The organism is Arthrobacter sp. HMWF013, assembly GCF_003061105.1.
Taxonomy (GTDB): domain Bacteria; phylum Actinomycetota; class Actinomycetes; order Actinomycetales; family Micrococcaceae; genus Arthrobacter.
The window spans coordinates 1-1,921 of the sequence record NZ_QAIQ01000303.1; the positions used below are offsets into that span (position 1 = coordinate 1).

The window sequence follows — 1,921 nt, forward strand, 5'->3', positions numbered from 1 at the left end:
CAGGAGCCGGCCGACCTGCCGCCGGATTCCTCGCCGGATGCGCTGGACGCTGACCAGAAGAAGAACAATCCCTGGCTGTTCTGGGGTGCGCTGCTTGGGGCGCTGGGCATTGCCCTCATTCCGATCGCCATCCTGGCGCTGCCGCTGCTGCTCATCGCGCTGCTCAAATCACGTCGCCGGAAGGCACGCTTCACGGACGGGCACCCAGCGCAACGTGTGGGTGGCGGCTGGAATGAAGTCCTAAGCCTGGCCACGGACATGGGGGCTGGAATCGATGCGCGGTCAACCCGGCGCGAGAGTGCTGCTGTGGTGGCCGATGCGTTCCCGGCGTCAGGGCAGACCACCACCATGCTCGCGCACCGGGCCGATGCCTCGATCTTCGGCGCGGGTCAGCCGAGCGAAGAGGAAGTCCGGGCGTACTGGGAGATCGTGGACGGTTCGCTGAAGGAAATGACCGGGACCGTGGGCTTCTGGCGCCGCCAGCAGGCCCGGTTCTCGCCCCGGTCGCTGCTTGCCGACGGCCGCAACGCCCTTAAACTGCGCGGTGCCCGGCTCGGGCTGGGACCACTGGCGGCGTCCCGGAAGGGGTCCACGGCGCAACCCCCCTCCACCGGTAGGGTGGAGACCGGCCCGGACACCCCCGGCAGCCCTGGTCCGGCAGTTCAGGAAAACGGACCCGCGGCGACGGCCTCCGAGGCTGATGAGTCCACCGTTCTACGGAACCCTGGCAGGAAGAAACACACTGAATCATGACGTACGAGGCCGAGCGCTGCCAGCGGTGCCAGCAACTGATCCGCGGTGGCGCAACGTTCTGCACGGCCTGCGGGGCTCCGCTGCCGAACAGGTCCGCCCGCAGCGGGCGCAATGTGGATCACGCCCAGCGGGCCCTGATGGATCGCGCGGCGGAGCAGCAGCTCCAGATACCCGGTACTATCCCGGTAGTACAAAACGCTCCAGGGGGAGGAACGGGAATGGCAGCCAATCTTGAGCTTGTACCGGCCACGGCCGGGAAGCGGCTTGGCGCCGCCGTGCTCGACTGGCTGGCTCCGGTGGCCGTTCTGGTGGTGACCTTCGCGATCGGCTTTGCGGGAATCACACGCACCCAAAGCGGCGGATTCATCATCTATGACACGGCGTCGCTGGTCCTGTACGGGGGCATCGGACTGGGGCTGACCCTTGTCTATCTGTTGGTCCTCATGAGCCTGGAAGGCCGCACGGGCAATACCGTGGGCAACCGGGTCATGGGAATCCGCAGCGCGGACAAGGACGGTTACGCACCCGGTGCCGGGGGAGTGGCTCTCCGGGGCCTGATCACCGGCGCAGGCGTCATCCTGTCGATCCTGGCCGCCGTTGCCGTCATCATCTTCCAGTGGTTCGACATCGCCATGTTCATCCTGGCTCCGCTGGTTTTGATCGGTGCGGTCTGGGCAGTCGTGGTAGTGGTGTCGAACACCTGGGACTCCAACGGCAGGCTCCGTGGCTGGCACGACTCCGTGGCCAAGACACTCATGTTCGATGTGAAGGCAGGCCGTAACCCCATCACCTCGGGCGGGATCCAGGGTCCCTACAGTTTCGCCCCCCTTGATCTGCCCCCCGTCCAGCAGGTTGCCTCGCCCGTGGCGGGTGCCGTTCGGGTAAACCAAGCACAGGTGAACCAGTCACCGGTCAGCCCGACGCCGGCGAACCAGCCTTCTGCGACGCCGGCGGTACTGCCCTACCAGGGAGAGCCGCCACGGCAGCCGGGCGCAGCCCAGCAGCCTGCACCGGTACAGCCTTATGCACCCGTCCCGCCGGCACCCCAACAGCCCCACCCTGCGACGCAGGCCCATCCTGCGACGCAGGCCCATCCTGCGACCCAGCCGTACGCACCCACCCAGCCGAACCACCCCTCCCAGCCGTACGCCGCGACGCAGCCTTACGC

1 protein-coding gene and 1 pseudogene are annotated in these 1,921 nt (G+C 67.4%); both read left to right on the top strand.

From position 1 onward, the window contains the following. Positions 1 to 753: pseudogene (locus DBR22_RS11555) on the top strand (transglutaminase domain-containing protein); the annotation flags it as partial. A gap of 218 nt (positions 754 to 971) precedes the next feature. Continuing rightward, positions 972 to 1,921: RDD family protein (locus tag DBR22_RS11560; RefSeq protein WP_181365142.1), on the top strand; the 950-nt coding region annotated here is incomplete at its 3' end.